Origin of the sequence: Paraburkholderia sp. NPDC080076 (assembly GCF_050281145.1) — a bacterium.
GTDB lineage: Bacteria > Pseudomonadota > Gammaproteobacteria > Burkholderiales > Burkholderiaceae > Paraburkholderia.
Window position 1 is genome coordinate 1,618,191 of record NZ_JBNNWQ010000001.1, and the last position, 21,545, is coordinate 1,639,735.

At 62.2% G+C, this 21,545-nt stretch carries 18 protein-coding genes; 8 read left to right on the forward strand and 10 right to left on the reverse strand.

Annotation, left to right across the window (positions count from 1 at the left end; translation table 11 throughout):
* Nucleotides 1-12: 12 nt before the first annotated feature.
* Together ACQKRQ_RS07185 and ACQKRQ_RS07190 are read right to left on the reverse strand one after the other, a co-directional pair.
* Nucleotides 13-1,257 carry a sarcosine oxidase subunit beta family protein gene (locus tag ACQKRQ_RS07185; RefSeq protein WP_427475963.1) on the reverse strand — a complete coding sequence of 415 codons (1,245 nt, stop codon included), beginning with the start codon at nt 1,255-1,257 and terminating at the stop codon, nt 13-15.
* 56 nt (nt 1,258-1,313) lie between these two features.
* Nucleotides 1,314-2,708 carry an L-serine ammonia-lyase gene (locus tag ACQKRQ_RS07190; protein WP_427475964.1) on the reverse strand — a complete coding sequence of 465 codons (1,395 nt, stop codon included), beginning with the start codon at nt 2,706-2,708 and terminating at the stop codon, nt 1,314-1,316.
* A gap of 302 nt (nt 2,709-3,010) precedes the next feature.
* Here ACQKRQ_RS07190 and ACQKRQ_RS07195 point away from each other — a divergent pair, with 302 nt between their 5' ends.
* From ACQKRQ_RS07195 to ACQKRQ_RS07205, 3 genes are all read left to right on the forward strand, one after another.
* A complete protein-coding gene (locus tag ACQKRQ_RS07195; RefSeq protein ID WP_427475966.1) occupies nt 3,011-4,093 on the forward strand; it encodes a GlxA family transcriptional regulator in 1,083 nt (360 codons plus the stop codon).
* 326 nt (nt 4,094-4,419) lie between these two features.
* Nucleotides 4,420-5,670: a DUF6402 family protein gene (locus tag ACQKRQ_RS07200; RefSeq protein WP_427475968.1), complete on the forward strand. Its 1,251-nt coding sequence runs from the start codon at nt 4,420-4,422 to the stop codon at nt 5,668-5,670.
* Nucleotides 5,667-6,197 carry a hypothetical protein gene (locus tag ACQKRQ_RS07205; protein ID WP_427475970.1) on the forward strand — a complete coding sequence of 177 codons (531 nt, stop codon included), beginning with the start codon at nt 5,667-5,669 and terminating at the stop codon, nt 6,195-6,197. Before ACQKRQ_RS07200 ends, ACQKRQ_RS07205 begins: the two co-directional genes overlap by 4 nt.
* A gap of 86 nt (nt 6,198-6,283) precedes the next feature.
* Here the strand turns inward: ACQKRQ_RS07205 and ACQKRQ_RS07210 are convergent, their stop codons facing one another.
* The 7 genes from ACQKRQ_RS07210 to ACQKRQ_RS07240 all read right to left on the reverse strand — a co-directional run bounded on the left by ACQKRQ_RS07210 (nt 6,284) and on the right by ACQKRQ_RS07240 (nt 14,571).
* Nucleotides 6,284-7,219, reverse strand: a complete 936-nt coding sequence (locus ACQKRQ_RS07210) for a choline ABC transporter substrate-binding protein (RefSeq protein WP_427475971.1) — start codon at nt 7,217-7,219, stop codon at nt 6,284-6,286.
* A gap of 65 nt (nt 7,220-7,284) precedes the next feature.
* On the reverse strand, nt 7,285-8,283 hold the full coding sequence (locus ACQKRQ_RS07215) for a GlxA family transcriptional regulator (protein ID WP_427475973.1): 999 nt from the start codon (nt 8,281-8,283) through the stop codon (nt 7,285-7,287).
* A 7-nt stretch (nt 8,284-8,290) separates the two neighbouring features.
* Nucleotides 8,291-9,193, reverse strand: coding sequence for a choline ABC transporter permease subunit (gene choW / locus ACQKRQ_RS07220; RefSeq protein WP_427475974.1), 903 nt, complete (start codon nt 9,191-9,193; stop codon nt 8,291-8,293).
* Entirely contained in the window at nt 9,186-10,364 is a 1,179-nt protein-coding gene (locus tag ACQKRQ_RS07225) for a quaternary amine ABC transporter ATP-binding protein (RefSeq protein WP_132377082.1), read from the reverse strand. The genes choW and ACQKRQ_RS07225 overlap by 8 nt, the downstream gene beginning before the upstream one ends.
* A 1,173-nt stretch (nt 10,365-11,537) precedes the next feature.
* Nucleotides 11,538-11,852, reverse strand: coding sequence for a hypothetical protein (locus ACQKRQ_RS07230; RefSeq protein WP_408315133.1), 315 nt, complete (start codon nt 11,850-11,852; stop codon nt 11,538-11,540).
* Between the two features lie 176 nt (nt 11,853-12,028).
* Nucleotides 12,029-13,711: a long-chain fatty acid--CoA ligase gene (locus ACQKRQ_RS07235; protein WP_408179138.1), complete on the reverse strand. Its 1,683-nt coding sequence runs from the start codon at nt 13,709-13,711 to the stop codon at nt 12,029-12,031.
* 86 nt (nt 13,712-13,797) lie between these two features.
* Nucleotides 13,798-14,571, reverse strand: a complete 774-nt coding sequence (locus ACQKRQ_RS07240; RefSeq protein WP_427475977.1) for an SDR family oxidoreductase — start codon at nt 14,569-14,571, stop codon at nt 13,798-13,800.
* A 268-nt stretch (nt 14,572-14,839) separates the two neighbouring features.
* Here ACQKRQ_RS07240 and ACQKRQ_RS07245 point away from each other — a divergent pair, with 268 nt between their 5' ends.
* Both ACQKRQ_RS07245 and ACQKRQ_RS07250 read left to right on the forward strand, forming a co-directional pair.
* Nucleotides 14,840-16,645, forward strand: a complete 1,806-nt coding sequence (locus ACQKRQ_RS07245; protein WP_427475979.1) for an acyl-CoA dehydrogenase — start codon at nt 14,840-14,842, stop codon at nt 16,643-16,645.
* 285 nt (nt 16,646-16,930) lie between these two features.
* Nucleotides 16,931-17,293, forward strand: coding sequence for a BON domain-containing protein (locus tag ACQKRQ_RS07250; protein WP_132377077.1), 363 nt, complete (start codon nt 16,931-16,933; stop codon nt 17,291-17,293).
* 138 nt (nt 17,294-17,431) lie between these two features.
* Here the strand turns inward: ACQKRQ_RS07250 and ACQKRQ_RS07255 are convergent, their stop codons facing one another.
* Entirely contained in the window at nt 17,432-18,001 is a 570-nt protein-coding gene (locus tag ACQKRQ_RS07255) for a helix-turn-helix domain-containing protein (RefSeq protein ID WP_132377076.1), read from the reverse strand.
* A gap of 243 nt (nt 18,002-18,244) precedes the next feature.
* Here ACQKRQ_RS07255 and ACQKRQ_RS07260 point away from each other — a divergent pair, with 243 nt between their 5' ends.
* The 3 genes from ACQKRQ_RS07260 to ACQKRQ_RS07270 all read left to right on the forward strand — a co-directional run bounded on the left by ACQKRQ_RS07260 (nt 18,245) and on the right by ACQKRQ_RS07270 (nt 21,545).
* On the forward strand, nt 18,245-19,636 hold the full coding sequence (locus ACQKRQ_RS07260; protein ID WP_427475982.1) for an LLM class flavin-dependent oxidoreductase: 1,392 nt from the start codon (nt 18,245-18,247) through the stop codon (nt 19,634-19,636).
* Between the two features lie 92 nt (nt 19,637-19,728).
* A complete protein-coding gene (locus ACQKRQ_RS07265; RefSeq protein ID WP_132377074.1) occupies nt 19,729-20,274 on the forward strand; it encodes a flavin reductase in 546 nt (181 codons plus the stop codon).
* A 68-nt stretch (nt 20,275-20,342) separates the two neighbouring features.
* Complete coding sequence (locus ACQKRQ_RS07270; RefSeq protein WP_427475983.1) at nt 20,343-21,545, forward strand: MFS transporter; 1,203 nt, start codon at nt 20,343-20,345, stop codon at nt 21,543-21,545.

Here is a 21,545-nt window from a genome sequence, read left to right on the forward strand (position 1 = left end):
GCAGTGCGAGCGTTAGTGGGCAACAGCGGCGGCGCCGTGTTCGTCGATCAGGTGGCCGGTATAGAAACGCTCCAGCGAGAACGGCGCGTTCAGCGGATGCGGCTCATCCTTCGCAATGGTGTGCGCATAAGCCCACCCGGAACCCGGCGTCGCCTTGAAACCGCCCGTGCCCCAGCCGCAATTGAAGTACAGCCCCTTCACATCGGTCTTGCTGATGATCGGGCACGCGTCCGGCGACACATCCACGATGCCGCCCCACTGGCGGTTCATCCGCACGCGCGAGAACACTGGGAACATTTCGACGATCGCTTCAAGCGTGCCTTCGATAATCTGGAAACTGCCGCGCTGACCAAAACCCGTGTACTGGTCGACGCCCGCGCCGATCACCAGATCGCCCTTGTCGGACTGGCTGATATACGCGTGCACCGCGTTCGACATCACCACCGTGTTGACCACCGGCTTGATCGGTTCCGACACCAGCGCCTGCAACGGATGGCTCTCCAGCGGCAACCGCACGCCGGCCATGTCGGCGAGTGACGAGGTATTGCCCGCCGCCACGATCGCGACTTTCTTCGCCTTGATGAAACCCTTCGTGGTGTCCACGCCGATCACCTGCCTGCCGTTGCGGCGAATGCCCGTGACCTGGCAGTTCTGCACGATATCGACACCGGCCTGATCCGCGCCGCGCGCGAAACCCCAAGCCACCGCATCGTGGCGCGCCACGCCGCCGCGCCGCTGGATCGACGCGCCGAGCACCGGATAGCGGCTGTTCAGATTGATGGTCGGCTCGATTTCCTTGATCTGCGCGGGCGTGAGAAATTCGGCGTCCACACCGTTCAGCCGGTTCGCATTCACGCGGCGCTCGGTGTCGCGCACGTCCTGCAACGTGTGCGCGAGGTTCATCACGCCGCGCTGGCTGAACATGACGTTGTAGTTCAGATCCTGCGAGAGCCCTTCCCACAGCTTCATCGCTTTTTCGTAGAGCGCGGCCGACTCGTCCCACAGATAGTTCGAGCGCACGATGGTCGTATTGCGCGCCGTATTGCCGCCGCCGATCCAGCCCTTCTCCAGCACGGCGACATTGCGCACGCCGTGTTCCTTGGCGAGGTAATACGCCGTGGCGAGACCATGCCCACCGCCGCCGACGATCACGACGTCGTACTCACGCTTGGGCTCGGGGCTCTTCCACTGTCGCTCCCAGTTCTCGTGATACGACATCCCGTTGCGCAACAGGCTGAATATCGAATAGCGGCTCATCGTGGGTCCTTGTTGGTGCTGTCTTTACTGGTGTTTCGTATTGGCTAAAAGCGGAATCAACACTCGATGACGTTCACGGCCAACCCGCCGCGCGACGTCTCCTTGTATTTCGTCTTCATGTCCGCGCCGGTTTCGCGCATCGTCTTGATCACGTTGTCGAGCGACACGTAATGCTGGCCGTCGCCTTTCATTGCCATGCGCGCGGCGTTCAGCGCCTTGATCGCGCCCATCGCGTTGCGTTCGATGCACGGAATCTGCACGAGCCCGCCGACCGGGTCGCAGGTCATGCCGAGGTTGTGTTCCATGCCGATTTCGGCGGCGTTTTCGACTTGCGTCGGCGTGCCGCCCATGACGGCGGCGAGCGCCGCGGCGGCCATCGAGCACGCCACGCCGACTTCGCCCTGGCAACCCACTTCGGCGCCGGAAATCGACGCCGTTTCCTTGTAGATGATGCCGATCGCCGCAGCCGTCAGCAGGAAGTTGACGATGCCCTCGTCGTTCGACGCATGCATGAACTTCACGTAGTAGTGCAGCACGGCGGGAATCACGCCGGCCGCGCCGTTGGTCGGCGCCGTAACGACGCGCCCGCCCGCCGCGTTTTCTTCGTTGACGGCCATTGCGTACAGGTTGACCCAGTCGAGCATGGAGAGCGGATCGCGCAGCGACTCTTCCGAGCGCGAGCGCAATTGCCCGCATAAATCGGCGGCGCGGCGCTTCACATGCATCGGACCGGGCAACTCGCCGCGCACCTTGCAGCCGCGTTCGACGCACGCGGACATGGTGCGCCAGATCGCCAGCAAGCCTTCGCGCACTTCGTGTTCGGGACGCGCCGCGCATTCGTTGCGCAACGTGATCTGCGCGATCGACAAACCGGTCTCGCGGCAAACGCGCATCAGATCGTCGCCGGTACGAAACGGATACGGCACGTCCGCGACGGCGCGCACGCCGTTCACGCGATCGCCTTCGCGATTCACCACGAAGCCGCCGCCGATCGAGTAATACTCCTTCTCCACCAGCAATTGGCCGTTTTCGTCGAAAGCCTGAAAGCGCATGCCGTTCGGATGCACGATGCCCGAACCCGGCGCGCCCGGCATCAGCTTGCGGAAAAAACCGAGATGCTCGCGCTCGTCGAATTTCACGGGATGCTTGCCGAGCAGCACCAGTTGCCTGGTCGCGCGGATCGTCTGCAGGCGCGGCTCGATCAGGTCCGGGTCGATAGAATCGGGCAGATTGCCTTCGAGTCCCAGCAGCACCGCCTTGTCCGTGCCGTGCCCCTTGCCGGTCGCGCCGAGCGAGCCGAACAGGTCGGCCTTCACGCCGCGCACGAAGCCGAGCAGATTCGCGTCTTCGATATGCGAAGCGAAGCGGCATGCAGCGATCATCGGCCCCACGGTGTGCGAGCTTGAAGGACCGATACCGATCTTGAACAGATCGAAGACGCTGACGTTCATGGCGTGCCTTGTGCGTTGCGATGCCTTGGGTGGATTTGCCTCTATTGCACCGCACGTCAAATTGAATCGATAGAATAAAAACGGCATGACAGTGGGATAGTGGCGTCAACGGGGCCGCCGGCAAAGGTCCGCGGCGTATTTACGAAGACTTCTGACGCATTTGCGACATGCGTCCGGCTTGTGGCTGGCGATGCTGACGATGCCGGGCGCGCAACCGGTCATGCCGCCGGCGCGCCCGGACGCGGTGGCCGCCGTCCCCGGTGCTATGCTTGATCCAACCCTTTCCCTTGCTGGCTGCATGCATGAATTCCGCTGAACCGCTTCCCCCTCAATCGATTGACGGCACCTCGAAGCAGCGCATCCGCTTCGGCATCATTCTGTTGCCGAATTTCACGCTGACGGCGTTTTCGGGTTTCGTCGACCTGCTGCGCCTGTCCGCGGACGAAGGCGATTTCAGCAAGCCCGTGCGCTGTTCGTGGAGCGTGATAGGGGAAACCCTTGCTCCGGTGCGCGCGAGTTGCGGCATCCAGATCACGCCGTGGGAGACATTCGACAGCGCCGAGCCGTTCGATTACGTCGTGGTGGTGGGCGGTCTGCTGCATTCCGGGCCCGCCGCGAACGACGCCACGCTTGCCTTCATCCGCCGCGCCGCCGCCACCGATGCGACGCTCGTCGGCATGTGCACGGGCGTGTTCTCGCTGATGCGCGCGGGCGTGCTCGAAGGCCACCGCATTTGCGTGAGCTGGTTTCACTACTGGGATTTCATCGAACGCTTTCCGTCGGTCAACGAGGAAGCGCTGGTCGCCGACCGGCTATTCGTGATCGACCGCCGGCGCATTACGTGTTCCGGCGGACGCGCGTCGATCGACGTGGCCGCCGCGATCCTGTTGCGACATTTCGAAACCGCCACGGTGCAGAAGGCGCTGCGCATTCTGCTCGTCGACGACATGCAGAAAGGCAACGCGCCGCAGCCGCATCCACCGGGCCTCGCGCCCGCTGCGCATCCAAAGGTCAAGCGCGCGATTCTGCTGATGGAGCAGCACGTGGGGCGCTCGCTGTCGCTCGACGAACTCGCGCGCAAGCTCGATCTCTCGCCGCGTCAGTTGGAGCGGCTCTTCAAGGCGCAAACGGGTAAGGCGCCGCAGGCCTACGCGAAACAGGTGCGTTTGCGAACCGCCGCGTGGTTGCTCACGAGTTCGGATAAGACCGTGGCCGACATTGCGTCGAGTTGCGGGTTTTCCGATGCCTCGCATCTGGGCCGCGAATTCCGCAAGCAATTCGGATTGCCGCCGATGATGTATCGCGAGCAGCGCGGCACGGCGGCTGAGGCGGAAGATAGTGGGGATTATGACGAGACGTTTCCGGGGCGGGCGCAGGCGATTTGAGGGTGTCTGTGGCACGTGTGAAATGCTCGCAAATTAATACCACTCGAATGCGAATTTTATTGAGCGTTTCGGCACTCTGCGCCATCACAATAAATCTTGACACATCGGCGTGAACGTAAGGCGTATGCTGCACCATTCATAAACCATACTGCGCTAATTCACGGCACTGGTATTCAATGAGCGAGACTCGCTGAAGGTGTGAGTGGCGGTATGACACCGGCGCGAGCGTCACAGGTTCGATTGGCGTTACCACTGCGTCACGCGGTACGCCCGCGTTGCACGATCCTTCGGGCGCACCGGGAAGTATTGACTTTCCGGCTATCGGCATGAGTCTCTGGACAAGCATTCAATCGATATCGTCACAAATCGACAACTGGATCAAGGAGCATCGGTTAGTGGCTCTGTCTTATTACAGAATCAACAAGCTGCTATGGCGCTGGAGAAAAGAGGATGGTGCCCGGATCGTGGGCGGTGTCTGGCTGTCATTAGACGCTCCAGCACCCACACGTGAGATCCTGAAGCCACCGCCCGCGGCACCTTCCAGAAAACCAAAGTCACAGGCGGGCGACGGCCTGCTGAAAATGATGGAGTTGCGTTCGCGCTTCAAAACCTGGCTGGAAACGCCCAACCCGCTGAAGCCTGTCAAACAGGAGGAAACGGTGCCGCCGTTCGACATACAGGAGATTCCTGCCGCGATGCGCAAAACCTACCTGACGAAGTCTGCCGCTCTTATGGAGCGGTGGTTCGAGGGAAGGCTCAATTATTCTCCAACGGGCACGGCCGAAACTGAGGAAATTAATCAGGACGGAAAGCCTTACCCGCGTGATATGTACGACACAACCACGATTAAGCTGGACTGGATACTCCAATTTCCTCGGGCAAAAGCCAAATACGACTACCTGGTGAAGGAAGCTATTCGCGCGCCGAAAGCGATCAAGGCCCTCCACGACATCGTCGCTCGCTATCAGGACCAGGTGACTGATATTTTTGCTTCGGATATTTGCAAAAACGATCCGATTTCCCTTCACCGTCACTTTCAGTTTCAACGTGCCGGTGTCGATGGCACATTCGGACAGAAGATAAGCCTGTTGCTGACAGACAATCTTGAGCGCGGCGGTGCCCCCGACGATCTCACCGGCGCGCTCGGTTCGTTCAACTTCTACGCTGCCATTGGACATGCCCGCCTCTCCAGAGACGTCAATTCGCGGAAAACAACAGCCGAGGTGACCGGTATCTGGGTGTATGTGAAAGACAACTACACATTCACCGACAACGAGCAAGATGATCGATCACAGTATCTGGGTCATTGGAGCCGCGATGGCGTTATCGTCATGCCACTCGACGCTGCCGCAGCAATCTCTTCTTATATCCCCTACATCGAAACCCCCATCACCCTTCCTTATATCGACGCATCCGTCACAATAGGCAACCCAGTTATCAAAGGCAACGTCTACTACCCGGTGCACAACAGCGACTTTCGACAGTGGGCGATCAAGCATCAGCAGGGCGGCGACTTTGTTGTTTTCTCTGATCGTCGTTTTGTTCCGGTCGCACCTCCAGTCAAGGTGTACCTATGAGGCTTGACTACGGTGCTGCGGCTGGTGCGCTGATCGGCGCACTAGTTGCGGTTGTTGTCATCATTGCCGTGCTAGTCAAGTGGATCACTTCAAAAGACAAGTCGCGCGCATGGATCGCGAGGTTTGCCGGGCTGACGGCGATAGTTGTCGTCGTCGGCGTGCTTTATTTCGGCCTTTTTAATCATACGCCGCACGGCACCGAATGTCAGAAATCGGCATCTCCAGACGGCTTGTACGTGGGTGAACGTTGTCTATTAGATTGGGTTCCAGGCGGAAACTCCGAATACGTTGGCAGGGTTTTAGATGCAAAGAACGGGAAGCTGCTTGCGCAGCATACCTTTAGCACGCCAGTCCCTGACCTGTCCTGGTCTTCCGGCGTGACCTATTCCTTGGAACCTGATGGACCTCTCCGTTATATCGGTCCTTCCGTTGGATTTTCGATAGGGGACGGCGGCGACGACTCCGCGTATATCTCGCTCCCGCCCTCGATGTGGGACCGTTTGCTGGCAGCACGTCCGCGCTTATAACGGAAGATGTTGATGGCTAAACGGTCAAGTCAGACCGCTTAGCCAGCCCCGCACGGCCCCAGCCCTAACGCTGCCCTTCTCACCACTCACTTCCCCGCTACATACGCCTTCACAGCCGGCAACCCATCCTTCCCGTCATACGTCTTCACCCCCGCCAGCCACTTGTCCAACACCGCCGGATTCGCCTTCAGCCATTCGCGCGCGGCTTTGTTCGGATCGGTCTTGTTCATGATGGGCAGCATCACGTGATTCTCGATGTCGGTCGTGAATTGCAGATTCGACACCAGCTTAGCGACGTTCGGACAGCGCGCCGAATAATCGCTCGGCGTGACCGTCAGCACTTTCGCTTCGCCGTAATTCGGGCCGAACACAGCATCGCCACCGGACAGATAATCGATCTTCATCTGCACGTTCATCGGATGCGGCTCCCAACCGAGAAAAACGATCGGCTTCTTGTCACGGATCGAGCGGTTCACCTCGACCAGCATGCCCGCCTCGCTCGACTCCACCAGCTTGAACTTGCCGAGCCCGTATTGATTGCTGTCGATCATCTTCTTGATCAACGCATTGCCGTCGTTACCCGGTTCGATCCCGTAGATCTTGCCGTCAAGCTTGTCGTAGTTCTTCGCGATGTCGGTGAACGTCTTGATGCCGGACTGATACGCGTAATCGGGCACCGCCAGCGTGTATTTCGCGCCGGTCAGGTTCGGCGTCGGCAACACGCTGAGTTGGCCGGACTTCCTGAACGGGTCGATCATCGGGTCCATGGTCGGCGACCAGTAGCCGAGGAACACGTCGATCTGCTTGCTCTTCACACCGGCGAAGGTGATCGGCACCGAGGCGATCGTCTTGGTCGGCTTGTAGCCGAGCCCTTCGAGCACGGTCGATGCAAGCCCGGTGGTCGCAGCGATATCGGTCCAGCCGACATCGGCGAACCGGACGTCGCGGCAGGTGGCGGGTTCCGCGGCAAACACAGACGACACAGACAGCGCGCACAACGACGCAGCCCACAAACGTTTCATGGCGTTCCCTCAGGGTGATTGATGTTTGACTGGTTCTGATGAAGCGGATTGTTTTGCGCCGCGCGTCACGCGGATAAGCGCCGCTCGACGCTCGGCGCGTGACCGAACTGCGCGCGATAGGCCTTGCTGAAATGACACGCCGAATGAAAACCGCACACCGCCGTCACGCGCGCAATCGACGCATCCGTATTGCGCAGCAACTCACGCGCGCGCCGCAACCGCAGCGTCAGATAATAGTGCGTGGGCGACACGCTCAGGAACATCTTGAACATGCGCTGCAAATGACGTTGCGACAGATGCACGAGCCGCGCGAGCTCGTCGAGCGATAACGGCTCCTCGATATTCGCTTCCATCAGCCGCACCACCTCGACCAGTTCCGCGCGCGAGAAACCGACCCGCGCGTCGACGGGGATGTGCTGATAATCGGTCGAGCCGCGAATCCGCTCGACGATGAACTGCTCCGACACCTGCGCCGCCACCGCGTGACCGAGCCGCATGCAGACCAGCTTCAGCATCAGGTCGAGCGGCGCGGTGCCGCCCGTGCAGGTCATGCGGTCGCGGTCGATCACGAACAGTTCGTCGGCGAAACGCACGTGCGGGTAGCTCTTGTGCAACGGCGACATGTCTTCCCAGTGCACAGTGCAGCGATAACCGTCGAGCAGGCCCGCCGCCAGCAGCGCATACGGTCCCGTGCAAATGCCGCCGAGCGGAATACCTTTGTCGGCGACGTCGCGCAGCAGCGCGATCACCGTGTCGTCCACGTAATCGCGCACATGCCAGCCGGCGCAGACGATCAGCACATCCGGCATGCCGGCTTCGGCCAGCGTCGTGGTGGGTTTCACCGTGATGCCGTTGCTTGCTCGCGCCGGCTCGCCGTCCGGCGTGATCACCGACCATCTGTAGTGCTGCGCGCGGCCCACATAGTTGGCCATGCGCAGTACCTCGACCGCGCTGGTGAAGGCGATCATCGAAAAGTTCGGCAGCGTCAGAAAGCCGACGTGCGCGAGCCCGGATAGCGGCGAATCAGCCTCGGGCTCGACTGGCGTGAGCGCGTCGCGCTTCATAGGCGGCTCAGCCGTGTTGCGCGGCCGGCTCGCGGCGCACTTTCATGACGCTGCGCAAGCCCGACAGCAGCGGCGCGCGCGCCATGCCCGGCGAACGGCCAAAGCTTTCCGTGATGCGGTCCAGAATGATCGCGAGCATCACCACTGACAGTCCGCTTTCGAAGCCGAGCCCGATGTCGAGCCGTTGAATACTGGCCAGCACGTCGTTGCCGAGACCGCCGGCCCCCACCATCGACGCGATGATCACCATGGAGAGCGCCATCATGATGGTCTGATTCACGCCGGTCATGATCGACGGCAGCGCGTTCGGAAACTGCACCTTGTAGAGCAATTGCCACGGCGTGCAGCCGAACGCCTGCCCCGCTTCGACGATCTCGCGGTTCACGTGCTTGATGCCGAGCGACGTGAGACGCACCGCCGGCGGCATGGCGAAAATCACGGTGGAGAGAATCCCCGGCACACGGCCGAGGCCGAACAGCATCGCGGCCGGAATCAGGTAGACGAAGGCCGGCATGGTCTGCATCAGGTCGAGCACGGGCCGCACGATCATCTCGACGGTGCGGCTCTTCGCGGTCCAGATGCCGAGCGGCACGCCCAGCAGCAGGCTGATCAACGTGGACGACAAGGTCAGGCCAAGCGTGATCACCATCTGATCCCAGAAGCCGGTGCCGTAGATCAGCAGCATGGCCAGCAGCGTAAATAGCGCGAAGCGCCAGCCCACCCGCCACAGGCCGATGCCGACGAAAAACACCATCAGTGCCCACATCGGCACTGCTTGCAAGCCGTGTTCGATCACCGCGGCAAAGCTCTCGATCACCTTGCCAATCGAATCGAAAGTTTTTGCGTCGTGGTCGAGCAGGTAGTGAACGCCGTGATCGACCCAGGCGCCAAGTGGAATGACTTCAGACATGGGAACTCCGATGGCGTGTGAGAACGTTCAGCACGTTCGTCTTGTTGACCGAACCACAGTAGGAGCCGTCGGCTTCGACCACCGGCAGCGGCGCGCGGCTCGCCACCACGAGTTCGACGACGTCGTCGAGCGGCGTGGTGCGGCGGATGCATTCGATCTGGTTGAGCTGCGGCGAGGCGCTGCCCATCGCGTCGCGGCACACGAAGCCGCGAATCTTGCGTTCGCCGTCGAGCACGAATGCGTAGTCGGCGCTGCCGTTGAGCGTGGCGGCCACGCTCGATGCATCGATCTGCGGCGAGTGCTGCATGAGCGGCACGGCGTCGGTCTGCATCAGATCGCCGGCGGTCAGATAACGGCTGGTGTCGATGCCTTCGAAGAACGCGCGCACATAATCGTCGGCGGGATTGGTGATGATCTGCTGCGGCGTGCCGACCTGCACGACCCGGCCGCCTTCCATGATCGCGATGCGCGTGCCGATGCGCATCGCCTCTTCCAGATCGTGCGACACGAACAGGATGGTGCGCTGCTGTTCGCGTTGCAGATCGAGCAGCACGTTCTGCATTTCCTTGCGCTTGAGCGGATCGAGCGCGGAGAACGCCTCGTCCATGATCATCAGCGACGGGTTCACCGCCAGCGCCCGCGCAAGACCCACGCGCTGCTGCATGCCGCCGGACAGCTGCGCGGGCAGCTTTTCCGCGAACGGCGCGAGGCCGACCTGTTCGAGCACGGTCATCGCGCGCTTCTCGCGCTCCTTGCGGCCAACGCCCGCCACTTCGAGGCCGAACGCCGCGTTCGACAGCACGGTGCGCTGCGGCATCAGCGCGAACGACTGGAACACCATGCTCATGTCCTTGCGGCGCAGCGCCGTCAGCTCGGAGCGCGGCACGCTGGCCACGTCGCGGCCGTCGATCAGCACCTTGCCGGCCGTCGGTTCGACCAGCCGGTTGATCAGGCGGATCAGTGTCGATTTGCCGGAGCCGGACAGGCCCATCAGCACGAAGATCTCGCCTTCCTTGACTTCGAACGATACGTTGTGGACGCCGACAATCTGACCGGTGCGCGCGAACACTTCCTCTTTCGTCGCGCCGCCTGCCAGCATGCCGATCGCCTGCTTCGGGTTGGTGCCGAACACCTTGCACAGCCCTTCGACCACGACCTTGGGGGAATTCATTGAATGCTCTCCTTTGTCGACCGGAGTTAGCGCTTTAGCGCTTACTCCGGTCCCATGCACCGCTTCGACCGGAGTTGGCGCTTTAGCGCTTACTCCGGTCCCATGCACCGCTTCGACCGGAGTTGACGCTTTAATGCTTACTCCGGTCCCATGCAAGATAGTTGCTGCAGTGGCGGACGTCCGTCCGCGCTGTGCATACATAGTTGCCAGAAAAAAGTATGGCTAGCCGACTATTTGCGACAGGCACATGTGGAAATGCGACACCCGTTTTTTGGGCGTGCCGGGCGATGGGGGCTGGAGCCTTGTGGGGTAAGGGTTTGGCGGGGGTCGGGGGCGTGTTGAGGCGTGTCGCGCCAGAGCAAGTGGAGCCAGTGCGCGGCAAAAAAATGCAGGTCGGTGGGGCTGGCCGGGTGTGGTGTCGCAGTGCAGCAAGGCGCTGGCCGGCGGACGTCGGTTGAAAAAACTGTGGTCACCCGTCCAACGGTGGGCGTTGGATGACTCAAAATCAGGAGCATCAGTTCGACCGAGGCCATTCCGGGAAACACGACACGCTCATCGTCAGCGAGTCGGGGACGTACGCGCTGGTGCTGCGCCGTCGTCCTATGCGGGGGCAAACATCTACGTCCGAGAAGCGGTGCGTCGCCACCGCCACGCCCAGAGTGCGACAGCGAACAGCACAACAGTGTCTACGGCGCCAAGCATTGGCAATGGGCCGGTCCACTTGTCCATGTTCGCCGACCGGGAATAGTAAGGCGCGTCACTGCCGTAAGCCTCCACCAGATTGCTTAGGTTGATTGCACCGTAGTACAAGGACGGCACATAACACGACAATGGACAGAAGGCGCCTGGATTTATTTTGAATCACTTTAACTGTCGACCGCTTGCGTACGAATGGCTCATAGAATCCTCTTTACTCAATGGAGAGGATTCGAGCCTATTCGCGTCCCGACTGCGACTTGTGTGAATCTGTCAATCGCGTGCAAGCGGGTCGACGCGCGCGCCAGTCGATGAGTGATCAATCGGCACGCACGTAATGCAGTTGGCACAGTGAGCCGTCATTTGTTGTGCCGACGCACTAGAGCTGCGCGCCGGCCTCCTGCATCACCCTCGCGACACTCACGGCCCACTGCGCCGAACGCGACGTCGGCGCAGCGTAGCCGCAACAGTCCGCGCTTACTGGCTCGCGCCAGTTCCAATACCGGCCTTCTTCTGCGCTTTCTGCAGCTTGTCCGGATAGTTCGGGTCGTTCTGACCCGGCTGGTAGCCTGCGTCTTCGAGCTTTTTCAACTCGGCATTCTTTTTGGCTCTGGCTTGCTTGCGCGCCTCTTTACGCTCGGCTTTGGTGGGTTTCGCAGTGCTCGCCGCGGCGGGCGCAGCCGTCGTGGCGGCGTCGCTGGCGCCTTGAGCCGCGGCGAGCGGAATGCTGCCGGCTACCATGGCCGTGACGGCAAGTCCGAGCATGATCTGTCTAATGGCAAAGCTCTTCATTTTCAATTCCCCTCTCGAAAGTTGGCAATAGCATTCAAGCTTGTCTGCGAGTCTTCTGTTCACCTCCGCCAGGCGCGCACGACGCTCAGTACGGGCTCGCGCTCAAAGCTTACAGGCAAACCATCACAAGAGTATTTTCAGCGCCGCGAGCGGGTGTTGCATCAAGCAGACGAGTCTCACGAGCCAGCCGCGCGCGCCGCATCCTCTTCCTGCAATTTCCGCCACAAGATCTTGCCGCTGCCCGACTTCGGCAGCGACGCCACGAACTCGACGATGCGCGGGGCCTTGTACGAGGCCATCTGCTCATGCGCCCAGTCGATGATCTCCTGCGCAGTAATCGTGCCTGCATGCGCCGCATCGGGCACCACCAGCGCCTTCACGGTCTCGCCGCGCTTCTCGTCCTTCACGCCGATCACGCAAACCTCGTGAATCGCCGGATGCCGGTACATCAGCGCCTCGACTTCGGCCGGCCACACCTTATAACCGGACGCGTTGATCATACGTTTGAGACGGTCGGTCATGAAGAAATAACCGTCTTCGTCGATATGGCCGAGATCGCCGGTTCGCAGAAACCGCTTGCCGTCGAGTTCGATGAACGCTTCCGCCGTTGCCTTCGGATTGCCCCAGTAACCCTGCATGACCTGCGGCGCGTGAGTGACGATCTCGCCGGTTTCGCCTTGCGGCAGCTCTTGCAGCGAGACCGGATCGATCACGCGCGAGTCCACGTCGAACACGGGAATGCCCAGGCACTGCGGCTTCGGGCGATGCGGCGGATTGATGTGCGTGCCGGCAATCGTCTCCGTCATGCCGTAGCCTTCGACATAATCGAGCCCGGTCAGCGCCTTGAGCTTTCTGGCGATCGCGTCCGGCATCGCCGCGCCGCCGCCGCGCGTGCCGGTGAGGCTCGACAGATCGTATTCGCCGAGCTTCGGGTTCGAGAGGAAATCGACCATCATCGTCGAGATCGACTGCCATGCGGTGACGCGATATTTCTGCATGCATAGCGCAGCGGCCTCGCGATCCCAGCGCGGCAACAGCACGATCGTCGCGCCGGAGAAGACCGCGCTGTTCATGCCGCCCTGCATGCCGGTCACGTGAAAGAGCGGCAATACCGATAGATAAACGCCGTCCGGCGGCGACGAGAACCACACGCAGCCGCCGAGCGCCGTGCTCATCACGCTGCGGTGCGTATGCATGCAGCCTTTCGGCTTGCCGGTGGTGCCGGACGTATAAGGCATCACGCACAGATCGTCGGGACCGGTGGTGAGCGGCCCCGGTGTGATGCGCCGTTCGAGCACGTCCTGCCAGGGCGTGACGCCGGGAATCGCGAACGTCTTGCGTGGCGCAGCGACGAATTCAGGCACGGGAATCGGCGACGCCTGTTTCAGATAATCGCTATACGTCGCCACGATGGCGTGCTGGAGGCCCTGGCCGGCCCCGCTGCCGATCAACGGCTCGACGTTCGCGAACAGGCATTGCGGCGCGATGATCGTGGTCGCGCCGCTGTCCTCCACGTAATGCGCGAGCTCGCCGGTCATGTTCATCGGATTGACCGGCACCACTACCGCGTTCGCCCTCAGGATGCCGTAGTAAGCGATGATCCATTGCGGACTGTTCTGCATATACAGCAGTACGCGCTCGCCTGCCTTGACCTGGCACTCCTGCTGCAGAAAACCCGCAATCCGTTCGGCTTCGTCCTTGAATCCGGCAAACGTGATCGTAGTGCCGTAGAAGATGATGAACGGCTTGTGAGGATAGCGCGCCGCCGAGACTTCGGCGTTGTAGAAAAGATTGGTCTCGGGCAGCGTCAGATGCAGCGGCACTTGCGGTGGCCAGTGCGGGTGATGGCGTTCGTTCATCAGCGTCTCCTGCTTTTCACTGTCGGTGCGCGCCAGGTCTTTGCCGGGCGCTTCGTTCACATCGCCGCGTCCGAACAGCGTGACACTCAGACGATGATCGCGCCGCCGTCCACCGCGAACTCCTGGCCGGTGATATGACGCGATGCCTCGCTCGCGAGAAACACGATCGGACCTTTGAGATCTTCGTCGCCGCCCAGACGCTGCAAAGGCGTGCGCGAGACGATCGTGTCTTCGAGTTTGCCGAGCAGACCCGCCGACATCTTCGAAGGGAAAAAGCCTGGGCAAATCGCGTTGACGTTGATGTTGTACTTGCCCCATTCCGCGGCGAGCGCCCGCGTGAAATTGATCGCAGCGGCCTTGGACGTGTTGTACGCAATCGTGTTCATGCCCGGCGGCGAACCCTTCAAGCCCGCCACCGAAGCGATATTGACGATCTTGCCCGCGCGCCGCGGGATCATGCTGCGCTTGCCGACCTCGCGAGCGAGAAAGAACGGTGCGTTGACGTTCAGGTTCATGACCTTGTGCCACGCTTCGTCCGGATAGTCTTCGGCGGGCGCGCCCCATGTCGCGCCCGCGTTGTTGACGAGAATATCAATGCGGCCATGCACGCCCAGCACTTCATCCACGAGGCCGGGGATACCTTCGAAGCGCTGCAGGTCGTTGACCACCGTTTGCACTTCGATGCCGAGTTGTTGCAGATGCGTTTTCGCCTCGGCGAGTTCGTCGGCCTTGCGCGCGGTGATGGCGACACGGCAGCCCATTTCGCCGAGTGCCTCGGCCATTTGCAGACCGAGGCCGCGCGAGCCGCCGGTGATGATTGCAACCTTGCCATCCAGTTGAAACAGGTCCTTCACAGACATTGCGTCGCTCCTCCAGTTTTGTTCTGCTATGCAGATCGGTATGCCGCTTTTGCGCCCATCATACGTGCCGAAATTCAGCCTGTAAATAAAAGCACGATCATTCACTTTCGTTATAAACTGGTACGCATCATCGAGTGGCGGAGCATCCGGAATTACCCGAATACCGCGCATTTCAACCGCGCTGTGCCGATACGTTCGAGGGCCGTTTTTTACACGTGTCTTACGCAGCGGTTCCGCATAGCCGCTCACTTTCCACGGGTTTTCTCTTATGCAAGATGCGCTGATCATCAACTCACGCGATCTCGAGTTCCAGCTGTTCGAACTGCTCGAAGCAGAGACGCTGACACGCCGTGCACGACACGCCGATCACAGCCGCGAGACCTTCAACGCCGCGCTCGAAACCGCGCATGCGGTCGGCGTGGAAAAGTTCGCGACGCACAACCGTCTCTCGGACGAGAACGAACCGCAGTTCGACGGTGAACGGGTCACCTTGCCCGCCGAGGTAAAGGACGCACTCGACGCGATGCGCGCCACCGGCTTTCTCGCCGCGGGCAAGGACTACGAATGGGGTGGCATGCAGTTGCCGTCGGTGATTTCGTTCGCGTGCCTGTCGCTCTTCAAGAGTGCGAACATTGCCACCGCGTCGTACGCCATGCTGACCACGGCGAACGCGAACGTGATCGAACGCTTCGGCAGCGCGGCGCAAAAGCGCAAGTATCTGCAAGCGCTGTTCGAAGGACGCGCGTTCGGCACCATGGCGTTGACGGAACCGCAGGCGGGCTCGAGCCTGTCCGATCTCGTCACGAGCGCGACGCCCAATGCGGACGGCACCTATTCGATTCGCGGCAACAAGATTTTCATTTCCGGCGGCGATCACGAGTTGAGCGAGAACATCGTTCATCTGGTGCTGGCACGCATTCCAGGCGGGCCGCCGGGCGTCAAGGGCATTTCCCTCTTTACCGTGCCGAAGTTCCACGTCAACGAAGACGGCAGCCTCGGTGCGCGCAACGACGTCGCGCTCGCGGGACTGATTCACAAGATGGGCTGGCGCGGCACCACGTCCACCATGCTGTCGTTCGGCGAACACGGCGAATGCATCGGCGAGTTGGTGGGCGAACCGCATCATGGTCTCGCCTATATGTTCCACATGATGAACGAGGCGCGCATCGGCGTCGGTCTCGGTGCGGTCATGCTTGGCTACCGCGGCTATCTGGCATCGCTCGATTACGCGCGCGAACGGCCGCAAGGACGCCGCCCCGACAACAAGAACCCGCTCGATCCGCAATTGCCGCTGATCGAACACGCCGACGTGCGCCGCATGCTGCTCGCACAAAAAGCCTATGTGGAAGGCGCTTACGCGTTGTGTCTGTACGCAGCACGTCTCGTCGACGAACAGAATACCGGCGAGAGCGAGGCCGCGCGCGCCGAAGCCGGCTTGCTGCTCGACCTCCTGACGCCGGTGGTGAAATCGTGGCCGTCTCAATGGTGTCTCGAAGCGAACAGCCTCGCGATCCAGATTCACGGCGGCTACGGCTATACGCGTGAATATCCGGTCGAGCAGTTCTATCGCGACAATCGGCTGAACATGATTCACGAAGGCACGCACGGCATTCAGGCGATCGATCTGCTCGGCCGCAAGGTGACGATGAAACAGGGCGCCGCGCTCAAACAACTGGCGCGCGAAATCCAGCACACGATCGACGCGGCGCGCGAACGCCCGGCATTGCATGCGCACGCCGATGCGCTCGGCGAAGCATGGACCGATCTGACTGCCACGGTCGAAGCGTTGCTGCCCACGCTGGCTCACGACAGCGAACGCGCGCTCGCCAACGCGAATGCGTTTCTCGAAGCCTTCGGCCATATCGTGATTGCGTGGACATGGTTGCGCCAGGCGATCGTCGCGAGCACCGCGCTACCCGCATCGCATAGCGAAGCGGACGCGGACTTTTATCGCGGCAAGCTGCAGGCGTGCCAATGGTTCTTCCGCTGGGAACTGCCGCGCGTCGCCTTGATGCTCGCCACGCTGCGCAGTCTTGACGACACCACGCTCAGCATGGCGCCACAATGGTTCTAAGCTCCGCCGCATTAACAGACTCGCAGCCCGATATGTGGAACATCCTCGTCACACGTGCGCAACGGAAGTCGTCGCAATGATTGCCGGAATGGCTGCCAATGCGGCATTCCGGCCAGTTTTTCCAGCATGAGCGCTTCGGCTGGAGTATTGTTTAAGCGCGCCGGGAGCGTCGCGGCATCACTCTTCTACAAGACAGGGTGCTCCTCGTGGGCGGAAAAGTGCTCGCAAGCGCGTGGTTTTTTGCATGCAACGAAGCGACATCAACTTTTCGAGGATGGAGAAAACGTGAAAACAGTCAATCTTTTGAAGGCGCTCGGCATCGCATTGTGTTTGGCAACGGCGGCCAGCGCCTATGCGCAGTCGAGCGACGCGATGGCCACCGGCGACGCGTCGGCGCCCAGTGCCAAAACGGTGAAGAAGACGGACCGCGCGCTGGGTCTGCAAGTGCGCAAGGCTCTATCGAAAGCGCAGGGTTTTGACGTGTCGAACGTGTTCGTGCGGGCCCGTGGCGGTGCGGTGACGATCACGGGATCGGTGCCCGACGGCGCGCAGATTCCGCAGGCGGAAGAAGTGGCGAAGGGTGTGGCCGGCGTGAAGTCGGTGAACAACAAGCTCACAATCGGCACGCAGGGCGGCGGCGGAGGTTAAGCGCCTGCTTTCACCCGGTGACTTGCCGGTCACGACAGGCAACGCCGCTCGTCGCTCGATGCGAGCGTGAGGCGTTGCCTGTCGTCCTGGTATTTGAACCGCTTATTGAAGCGCCCATTGAAACGTACATGGAAGCGCTTATCGTCGAACGAGGCCGACCACGTAGCGGCACACGTCTTCGCCCGCATTGAAGAACTCGCATTCGAGCGGCGCGCCAAGCTGCAGACAATCCCCCGCTTCCAGCCGGTAAACCTGCTTGCCTTCCCGGAAGGTCAACACGCCCAGCGTCACCCAGATCTGCTGATGCTGGAACACGAAAGCATCCGGCGGATACGGTACTTTCACGCCAGGCGGCAGTTCGATCTCGAGCAATTCCAGCACGCCGCCCGTGGGTGGCGAGATGCGCCGGCGCGTATAGCCTGTCTCGGGGTCCTGCCAGACCGACTGCTGCGCATGCCGCACGAGCCGCTCGCCGGTCTGCTCGGCCAGCGCCAGCAAAGTCGACAAGGTCAGGCCGAACGCGCCTGACAGACGCCCGAGCACCGTCGCCGTGGGACTCGCCTCGCCTCGTTCGATCTTGCTGATCATCGCCTTCGACACCCCCGAGCGCTCCGCCAGCTCGCTCAGCGACCAGTTGCGCGCCTCGCGTTCGGTCTTCACGCGCGAGGAGATCGCCTGGGTCAGATCGATGGCAGCGGATTCGGACATGAAAAGATGGATGAGTTCGAGAGTCGGGAAAGTGGGCACCGCAAATTATATCGAGGCAGTGTGGGTATGGACGCTGACGCCCCGCGGCCGCCTCGCCGCTCATTAAAAGTCAAAATCAAAGTCTTGCATAGTGATTTTTCGTCCACTATATTAAACGCAAGATCGCGTGGTAAGCCCAGCCAGCACGACCCACGCGACTCGAACGCAGCCGCAAGCATTCGTCCACCCCAGCCGGAAGACACCATGCCGAAGGAAATCGTTCTCAACGCTTTTGACATGAACTGCGTCGGCCACATCCAGCAAGGCATGTGGACGCATCCGCGCGATCAGTCCGCGCGCTATACGGATCTGCAGTACTGGACCGACTACGCCCGCACGCTTGAAGCGGGCCTGTTCGACGGCATCTTTTTCGCCGATGTCGCCGGCGTCTACGACGTCTACGGCGGCAACCCCGACGCCGCCCTGCGCGGCGCCGTGCAGGTGCCGGTCAACGACCCGACGCTGCTGATTCCGGCCATGGCCGCGGTGACACGTCATCTGTCGTTCGGCGTCACGTCCAATCTCACGGTCGAGCAGCCGTATCTGTTCGCGCGGCGCATGTCGACGCTCGATCATCTGACGCGCGGCCGGGTCGGCTGGAACATCGTCACCGGCTATCTGGATAGCGCGTCGCGCGCGATTGGCCTGACCGGCCAGATGGCGCACGACGACCGCTACGACCTCGCCGACGAATACATGGAACTGGTCTACAAACTGTGGGAATGCAGTTGGGAAGACGGCGCGGTGCTGCGCGACAAAGTCCAGGGCGTGTATGCGGACGCGTCGAAAGTCCATGTGATCCATCATCACGGCAAGCAGTATCGGGTGGACGCCATGCATTTGAGCGAGCCATCGCCGCAGCGTACGCCGGTGTTGTATCAGGCGGGTTCGTCGGCGCGCGGCAAACAGTTCGCCGCGGCGCACGCCGAGTGCGTGTTCGTCAACGGCCAGGCGAGACCGGCCGTGAAAGCGATTGTCGATGACATTCGCGCGCATGCCGTTGCGGGTGGCCGCCACGCGGACGACATCAAGGTGCTGCTCGGGCAAACCGTCATCACCGGACGCACGGATAACGAGGCGCAGGAGAAGTACGCGGAGTACCGCCGTTATGTCAGTTCCGAAGCGGCGCTCGTGCATGCGGCGGCGTCGCTCGGTATCGATTTCGCGCGCTACGACCTCGACGAGCCGATCGAAACCGGCAAGAGCCAGGCCATCGTGTCGAACGTCGAAGCCATGACGCGCGCCGCCGGTCCGCAGTGGACCAAACGCAAGCTGCTCGAACAGATGATGCTGGGCAGCCGCCAGGCGCCGCTCGTCGGCTCGGCCGAACGGGTGGCGAGCGAGTTGATCGCGTGGACCGAAGAAGCGGGCGTGGACGGCTTCAATCTATCGCGCACGGTCGCGCCGGAATGCTTCGAGGATTTCGTCGCGCACGTCGTGCCGATTCTGCAGGAACGCGGCGCCTACAAGCGAGCGTATCGTGAGGGCACGTTGCGCGAAAAACTCTTCGGGCATGCGCGTTTGCCTTCCAGCCACACGGCTGCGAAATTCCGCTCGCCCGCTTGTGCCGCCGCCCCGGTTCCAGGCAATGCTTAGCAATCACGCCGTCATGCACGTTTTCACTTCGCGCGGCCCGCGCCACCGGCACCGGCATGCAACGGCGCGGCGATTTTTCCGCAGAGGCTCCCATGCTTGACAAAAGCACCTTCCGCGACGCGATGGCCGGCCTCGGCGCCGCCGTCAACATCATCACGAGCGATGGCGCGGCGGGTCTGGCCGGCTGCACCGCATCGGCGGTCTGCGGCGTGACGGACGAGCCGCCCACGCTGCTCGTCTGCATCAATCGCAGCAGCCGCAACAACGCGGCTTTCCGCGCCAATGGCAAACTCTGCGTCAACGTGTTGAGCGCGGAGCAGCAGACACTCGCCGCGCACTTCGCCACCAGCACGCTGCCGATGGCGGAACGCTTTGCCGCCGCGCAATGGGATACCCTCGCGACAGGCGCGCCGGTCCTGCACGGCGCGCTCGCCTCGCTGGACTGCGAGATCGAATCGGTCACCGAAGTCGGCACGCATACGGTGTTCTTCTGCGCCGTGAAAGCCGCGCATACGCAAGTCGAAGGCGACGCGCTGATCTACTACGGCCGCCGTTATCACCGAGTCGGCGCGCGCTCCGTGCACGCGACGCATACGGCAGAAGCCAGCGGCGCGCTCGCCGCTGAATCGGCCGGCTAACGCAGGATGCACGGCACAACACACGCATGAAAGAGGCCTCGGCAAGCCCCCATCGATCGAGCCGCGCGATGGCCGGCAAGACCCGTTCGCTCGTGATTCTGCTGCTCTGCCAGGTGGGCGCGATGAGCGTGTGGTTTTCGTCGTCGGCGGTCGTGGCGATCGTCAAGCAGGCGGAGAGTCTGTCCGCCTTGCAGGCGACCTTGCTCACGAGCGCCGTACAAGCCGGGTTCGTGGCCGGCACCGTCACGAGCGCCCTGCTCTCCCTCGCCGACCGCTTCGATCCACGGCGCCTCTTCATGGCCAGCGCGCTGACGGCGGGCGCGGCCACCGCGTGTCTCGTGTTCCTCGCGCCGGCAAGTCCGCTTTCGATCGTGCTGCGGCTCTTGACGGGCATCTGCATGGCGGGCGTCTATCCGGTCGGCATGCGGCTCGCGGCGACCTGGGCGAAGGGCGACCTGGGCCTGTTGATCGGACTGCTGGTCGGCGCGCTGACCTTCGGCTCGGCGAGTCCGCATCTGCTGGCCGCACTCGGCGGTTCGAACTGGCGCGCGATCTATGGCATCTCGGCGTGCTGCGCGCTGCTGGCGGGCGTCGCGATTCTGCTGTGCGGCGTCGGCCCGAACATGGCGCGCGCGACGCGCATCGAATGGTCCGCGCTGGCCGGCGCCTGGCGCAACCCCGCGTTGCGGCTCGCTAACCTCGGTTATCTCGGCCACATGTGGGAGTTGTACGCGATGTGGGCATGGCTCGCCGTGTTCCTGCAAGCGAGCTTTGCGGCGGCCGGTATGCCGGAGCCGCGCGCGGCGGCCGAATGGCTGACCTTCGGCGCGGTCGCGGCGGGCGCGCTCGGCGCATGGCTCGGCGGCGTACTGGCGGACCGGCTCGGCCGCACGACGGTGACGATTGGCGCGATGGCCGTGAGCGGCGCGTGCGCCGCGCTGATGGGCTGGCTGCTCGGCGCGCCGGTCTGGCTGGTTGGGTGCGTGGCGCTGTGCTGGGGGATTTCCGTGATTGCCGATTCCGCGCAGTTCTCGGCGAGTATTGCCGAGCTCGCCGAGCCGGCGTCGATCGGGACGCTGTTGACCGCGCAGACTTGCGCGGGCTTTCTGTTGACGTTGGTGAGCATTCATCTGGTGCCGGACGTCGTCGCGCTGGCGGGTTGGCGCGGCGCCTTCAGCATGCTCGCGATCGGGCCGATTCTCGGCTGTGTCGCGATGGCGCGTTTGCGGCGTTTGCCGGATGCGCGACGGCTTGCGGGCGGCCGGCGTTAG